Origin of the sequence: Serratia plymuthica NBRC 102599, assembly GCF_001590925.1 — a bacterium.
Taxonomy (GTDB): domain Bacteria; phylum Pseudomonadota; class Gammaproteobacteria; order Enterobacterales; family Enterobacteriaceae; genus Serratia; species Serratia plymuthica.
The window spans coordinates 19489-25674 of sequence record NZ_BCTU01000019.1 but is presented as its reverse complement, the minus strand read 5'-3'; the positions used below and the strand labels follow the sequence as shown (position 1 = coordinate 25674).

The 6186-nt window shown below is 59.4% G+C and carries 5 protein-coding genes; all 5 read right to left on the bottom strand.

The window, feature by feature from the left end:
* Position 1: 1 nt before the first annotated feature.
* From SPL01S_RS13210 to SPL01S_RS25705, 5 genes are read right to left on the bottom strand one after another with little or no spacing between them, the layout of a single operon-like run.
* Positions 2–781, bottom strand: a complete 780-nt coding sequence (locus tag SPL01S_RS13210; RefSeq protein ID WP_063200412.1) for an amidohydrolase — start codon at positions 779–781, stop codon at positions 2–4.
* A gap of 33 nt (positions 782–814) precedes the next feature.
* Positions 815–2047 (bottom strand): SDR family oxidoreductase, encoded by a 1233-nt coding sequence (locus SPL01S_RS13205; protein WP_063200409.1) that lies wholly within the window; start codon positions 2045–2047, stop codon positions 815–817.
* A 45-nt stretch (positions 2048–2092) separates the two neighbouring features.
* On the bottom strand, positions 2093–2860 hold the full coding sequence (locus SPL01S_RS13200) for an SDR family NAD(P)-dependent oxidoreductase (protein ID WP_006328024.1): 768 nt from the start codon (positions 2858–2860) through the stop codon (positions 2093–2095).
* Positions 2857–5889, bottom strand: coding sequence for a PfaD family polyunsaturated fatty acid/polyketide biosynthesis protein (locus tag SPL01S_RS13195; protein WP_063200407.1), 3033 nt, complete (start codon positions 5887–5889; stop codon positions 2857–2859). Before SPL01S_RS13195 ends, SPL01S_RS13200 begins: the two co-directional genes overlap by 4 nt.
* A complete protein-coding gene (locus SPL01S_RS25705) occupies positions 5886–6170 on the bottom strand; it encodes a hypothetical protein (RefSeq protein WP_232246951.1) in 285 nt (94 codons plus the stop codon). The genes SPL01S_RS13195 and SPL01S_RS25705 overlap by 4 nt, the downstream gene beginning before the upstream one ends.
* Positions 6171–6186 lie beyond the last annotated feature (16 nt).

The window sequence follows — 6186 nt, the reverse complement described above, 5'->3', positions numbered from 1 at the left end:
GTTAGATCAGCGCAAACGCGTCTGCATCCCTGAGGAAAGGCAATTGCTCCCTGACGCCCAGCAAATGCTCACGTGACAGCGTGGCGTTGCGCACGCTTTCCACCTCCACCTCATCGATCAGAACCTCGCCGAGCGGGTCGATAAGCATCGAGTGGCCGTTGTAGCGCAGCCGGTTACCGTCCTCTCCCACGCGGTTGACGCCAATCACGTAGCTCTGATTTTCAATCGCCCGCGCGGTGAGCAGGGCTTGCCAATGCGCCGCGCGCTTTTCCGGCCAGCTGGCGATATAGAGAGCGACGTCGTAGCGAGCGTCCGCATTGCGCGACCAGAGGGGAAAGCGCAGGTCGTAGCAGATAAAAGGCGCAATGCGCCAGCCGCGATGCTTAACCACCAACTGAGCCTCGCCCGCGGTATATTCCCGGTCCTCTTCGGCAAAAGAGAAAAGGTGTTTTTTGTCGTAGTGCGCAATGCCGCCGTCCGGCGTGACAAACAGCAGGCGGTTATAAAAGCGCCCTTCTTCGGTGATGATCATGCTGCCTACCAACGCGCTGCCGGAATGAGAGGCGCGCTCCTGCATCCACGCGACCCCAGGCCCCTGCATGGTTTCCGCGATCCCCCGCGGCGCCATGGAAAAGCCGGTGGTGAACATTTCCGGCAGGATAATAATGTCGCTGGCTTCGGCCTTGGCGATGTGCTCCGCCATACGGCGGCGATTGCGTTCGGCGTCTTCCCAGATAATGTCGCTCTGGACCAAGGTGACGCGCAGATCCTGATCTGTCATGTCTCTAATCTCCCTCAATAATGTGTGATGTTTTCAGCGCAGATCGGCGTCATACAGTTGCTCCAGGAAGCCGCCCTGACGCACGATTTCCCGAATTTCAGCGGCAGGCCCCTGCTGCCCGGGCGCGGCGATAAATCCACTTTCCACCAGATAATCGAAGTAGCGGAACAGCAGCGCCCGATCGCATGGCGCGCAGGTAATCCCGGCATGCGACAACTGCTGACGGGTGTGCTGCGTGGCGTAACGGGCCTTCTCGCTGATTTCGCTGCCGCAGTAGAACAGCGCCAGCAGATCGGTGAAGGTGGAGCGATAAGCTTTGCCTTGTAACCAGAGGCGGTTCTCGGTCAGAGCGTCGAAATAATCGGCGTTGATCAGCGTGCTGATGCGATAGCCGTACTGCCGCAGGAAGTCGACGATATCGTCATAGGTAATGGGGTTGGGATGGGTCAGGTTGAGCGTACGGCCCTGGAAGCGGTCTATTTCCACTATCGCGCAAAGCGATGCGCGGGCAACGTAATCCACCGGCGTAATATCAAAATCTTCCCGCGAGCTAAACGTCAGGCCGGTTTCCACCAGCGCTTTGATCATCTCGTAGTAGATGCCCTTCACCCGGGTCTCCACCAGCGGGTAGCGCCCGCTGAGGCTGTCGCCCCAGATATTGCCCGGCCGGGTGATAACCCAACGCAGCCCGCGCTTACCCGCCTCGTGTACCGCCTGCTCCGCTTCGAACTTGGAGCGTTCGTAGTCCATGTCATTAAACGACTGGCCGACGTCCAAATCCGTTTCCTGCAGCGTGAACCCGTCCTGGTAAAGCTTATCGCCGACGATGCTGAAGCTTGAGGTATAGAGCAGCGGCACATTGCCCAGCAGACACAGCGCAATCAGGTTTTGCGTACCGCCGACGTTGACCGGCGCGATTTTGCCGTACGACGCCACCAGGCTGACGTTAGCGGCACAATGGATAACGCGATCGATCCCCATTGCCAGTTCCTGGTAATCCGCCGGGTTCAACCCGAGCCGTGGCTGGGTGATGTCCCCGATCAGCGGGATCACGCGCCAGAGATGTTCCCGGCTGCGCCGTTCGGGATCGTAGGTATAGAGAAGTTGTTCCAGCCTCTCCAGCGCCTGCTGCGGGCTGGCGGCGCGTACCAGACAGTACACGCAGGCGTCGGTACTCAGCAGGATTTCGAGCAGGATACGGCCGCCCAATACCCCCGTTGCACCGGTAAGCAGTATATTTTTTACCTGTTGATTAACATTGACCATGTTCATCCCTCAACAAAGCGATTAAATGAGCCTGACCCGCGACGGCTAAAGGGTGCCGACACGCATCCCCCCATCCAGCGGGATCACCGTGGTATTGAGGTAATTGGTTTTACAGCTGGCGAGGAAGCCAACAACCTCCGCCACATCCTCCGGCGTGCCCCATCGGCCTACCGGCACGATGGAGCGCACGATCTTCTCTTCTTCGGGGGTATCGATCATGTGCGGGTCGACGAATTGCGCGAGCATTTCGGTTTTGCAGATGCCCGGCGCAACCGCCGTAACGCTGATATTGAGCGGCCCCAGTTCGCGCCCCCATGACTCGGTAGCCGAGATCACGCCCGCCTTCGAGGCCGCGTAAGCGGATCCGCCGGCAGCGCCCCAGATACCGGCGATGGAGGCGATATTGATGATGCGCCCGTACTTCAGGCGCGCCATATAACGGGAGAACACGGCGGTACAGTTGAAGGTGCCCAGCAGGTTGACGTTCAGCACGCGCGCCGCGCCGCTGAGACCACGCTCGGAAAGACAGAAGCTGCGTTCGATAACGCCGGCGTTATTCACCAGCACGGTCAACGCAGCGCCAAGGCGCGCTTCGATTTCGCGCGCGGCTTGGGCAATGGACTCCTCCTGCGTGACATCCATAACGAAGGTATGCAACCCTTCCGGGTGTCCCAGGCGCTCAGCCAGTTGCGTCAGCCGTTCTGCACTGACGTCTGCGGCGGCGACCTGGTAGCCGATATCCAGCAACACCCTGGCGATGGCCGTGCCGAACCCTCCTGCGGCACCGGTCACCACGGCGACCTGATGGCTCATGCGTCAACGCCCTCTTTAAAGGTGATGTCGATGATTTTTCTCGCATTAGCCATTGCGTCATAAATGCGCTCTTCAAAGAACTGCACATCGTCCTGGGACATCAGCATGTTGGCGTAAATGCGCGATAACGGAGAGAACTGGATACCGTAGCGTTTGGAAATTTCACGAATGATGATGTCGCAGAATTTCACCTTATCGCTGTACCCTTCGGAACGATCGACCGGCGAGTTCTGCGAGTGGTAAACCAGCGCCGTCGGCATCCCCTGAACCACCAGCGGCAGCTCTACCGATTCGGCGGCTTTAACGAAGATGTTCGAGATCTGGCGGGTGAAGCCGGCCATGCGCTCATAACAGCCGGGATCTTGTTCTATCAGCGAGAAGGTCGCCTTGATGGCGGCCAGGCCCAGCGGATAACCGTTGAAGGTGCCGGCATGGATAACCTTACCGCGCGTATACAGGTTCATAATGTCGCGACGCCCGACGATGGCGGAGATCGGCATGGAGCCGCCGCCCAGCGCTTTACCGAAAGTCGACAGATGCGGCGTAACGCCCAGCAGCTGTTGCGCGCCGCCCAGGCCAAGACGCACGCCGGTAATGATCTCGTCGAAAATCAGGACGATATTGTACTTTTCACACAGCGCCTTGGCTTTTTCCAGATAGCCTTCACGCGGGAAAATACCGCCGCCGTTGATGCAGATCGGCTCCATCAACACGGCGGCAATCTCATCGTGGTAGCGCTCAATGGTGGCGGTCAGCACCTCGATGTCGTTCCACGGCAGCATAAAGGATTGATCGGCAATCGCCCCGGTCGCGCGGCCCCAGGTGTCCAGCAGATCGCCTTTGAACTGCTCCGGTACCGGGTAACTCAAATCCTGTTTTTTGCGCCACCCCATAATATTGTCGGCGTTGCCGTGATAATGGCCGTGGAAGCGGATAAAGCGGTTTTTACCGGTGAAGCCGCGCGCCAGACGCAATGCGTTTTGTACCGCTTCGGTACCGCTCAGGCAGAAGCGCACCATCTCCGCGCTGGGAATATGTTTCACCAGCGTTTCGCAAACCTCGACCTCCAGATCGCAGGTGTCCACCGAGGTGACTTTGCCCATGTAATCCATCAACGCCGCGTTGTAGGCTTCGTTGTGGTGGCCAACGAAAAGCGCGCCAAACTTGCAGAACAGATCGAGATGTTCATTGCCGTCCAGATCCCAGACGCGCGAATTACGCCCCCGATTGAACGGAATCACCAGCGGTCGTTCGGGATCGCCAAAGTTGTAGTGCGTGCCGCCGGGCAGCAGATCCCAGCATTTTTTATAAAAATTCTTCGATACATCCAGGGACAACTTGGTTGATGCGTCCATATTCTGTGCGTTCTCCGTTTGTTTACAGGAAGATGAAAGGATAGACAGCGACTGCCTGGCGGGCTGGCTCTCGCTGCCGACCGTCAGGTTAAAGGGGGAATAGCGACCGAGCGTGTCGGGCAGCGCGATGTGCATCAGTTCCAGCAGTGCGGTGCGCGTCAGCCAGGCCGCGCCGCTCATCAGCAAATGCGCCAGTTCCGCGACGTGACGCTGGGCCGGATCTTCCAGCGGCGTGCCCTGTAGCCATTCGTTCATGGCGCCCATCGCCGAGCCACACCAGATCTGATAATCCATTTCGCGACCGGCTTCGCCCTGGATCGCCCAACGCGAGGACTGTCCGAGATACCATTGGAACACCAGCGCCATCTGTTTCTTTGGCTGCTGCAGCGCCTTCTCAATGACCTCCGGGCGGCCGCAGCGCTGAAAATACGCCACGGTTTCCTGCCAGACGTTGGCCAGCGGTTGACGGAAAATCTGTTTTTCCAGTTGGGTGACGTCGTCGGCGGGCAACGCAGCAAGACCCTCATACTGCTTGTAGAGCGCATAGAGTTTCTGCGCGCGTACCGGGTACATGCTGCCTTGCTTAAGCACCTGAACTTTGGCGCCCATCTCAAACATGTCGGCAGAAGGCGCGGTCGCCACATCGCCAATCCGCACTCGCCCCAGCATCTGTTTGGCCGCGTCGGACGTGCCTGCTTCTACGCAGGCCTGGTTTATCGAACCGGTCACTACATAGGCGGCCCCGAGGGCGAACGCGGCTCGCACCGCGTGCGGCGTGCCAATGCCGCCGGCCGCGCCGATGCGCACCCGATGGCGGTGACCCGATTCGCGTTCAATGTCGTCTCGCAACTGAACCACTGAGCGGAATATGCAGGCGAGCGTGCCCTGATCGGTATGGCCGCCAGAATCCCCCTCCACGGTAATGTCGTCCGCCATCGGCACCTGACGCGCCAGCTCAGCCTGTTCGGCATTGATCAGGTTGTCGGCAAGCAGTTTTTTCAGGATATTTTCCGGCGCCGGCCGCAGAAAACATTGCGCCACCTCGCGACGCGAGACCTTGGCGATAATGCGGTTGCGGCGTGCAATGGTGCCGTCGCGTCCACGCGTCAGACCGCAGGCGCGATAGCAGACCAGCGCCGGGCTGAGGTTGATATAGGCTGAGGCCTCCACAATCGTCACCTGATGCTCAAGGCAAAGCTGTACGCAGGCCATTTCCCAGGCTGGGTTGCCGGGGTTATGCAGCAGGTTAATGCCAAAAGGCCCATCGGGCAGATGCTGACGCAGGGTGGCTATGGCCTGGGCAATACGGGGAATATCGAGCCCCCCCGCGCCGAAAATCCCCAGAATTTTTTGCTGCCCCAACGCGATAGCCATCGCCTCCGAATGGATACCGTTCGCCATCGCGCCGGCGTAGTAAGCCATGCGTACGCCATAGTCGCGGCAGAAGCTGCCGTCACCCAATTCCGCTTCCGTTACCGCAGGCAAGGTGCCGATCGGCTTTGCCTCTGCCGAAGGTAACGCCTCGCCCAAGGCGCAGAGGTGCGCCTCATCGCCGGACTGAACCACCTGTAAAGCTTGTCCGAGGTCATAAAGCGCGGCTGAACCTGCCACCAGCGGCAGGGCATCGAACGGGCGTTTACCGCCCGAATGATTGACGGAGAAACGCGGGCTCATGATGAAACTTCCTGTGTCTGAAGCGCCGTCAGGGCACTGGCGTCTTGAGAAAGGCGGTGCGTGTAGCCCGCGCCAAGGTTATCGCACAGGCCGATTACGCAGCCGCGATAGAGAATTTCCACGATGAAAACCAACGCGATGGCATCAGGCGTTTTGCCATCGGGCCGCCAGCGCGCATCGATTGACTTGCAGGTCAGCCGGTAGCGCAGCACGTCGCGTTCGCATTTCACTTCGCCGCGGAACTTGGCGCTGTACTGGTGGTGACATAGCGTATGCGCCACCAGGTCGGGGCTGGCA

Bases quoted from the DNA above. Each gene is read 5' to 3' on its own strand.
- SPL01S_RS13200 (WP_006328024.1), bottom strand. From the start codon at position 2,860: ATGAGCCATCAGGTCGCCGTGGTGACCGGTGCCGCAGGAGGGTTCGGC.
- SPL01S_RS13210 (WP_063200412.1), bottom strand. From the start codon at position 781: ATGACAGATCAGGATCTGCGCGTCACCTTGGTCCAGAGCGACATTATC.
- SPL01S_RS13205 (WP_063200409.1), bottom strand. From the start codon at position 2,047: ATGGTCAATGTTAATCAACAGGTAAAAAATATACTGCTTACCGGTGCA.
- SPL01S_RS13195 (WP_063200407.1), bottom strand. From the start codon at position 5,889: ATGAGCCCGCGTTTCTCCGTCAATCATTCGGGCGGTAAACGCCCGTTC.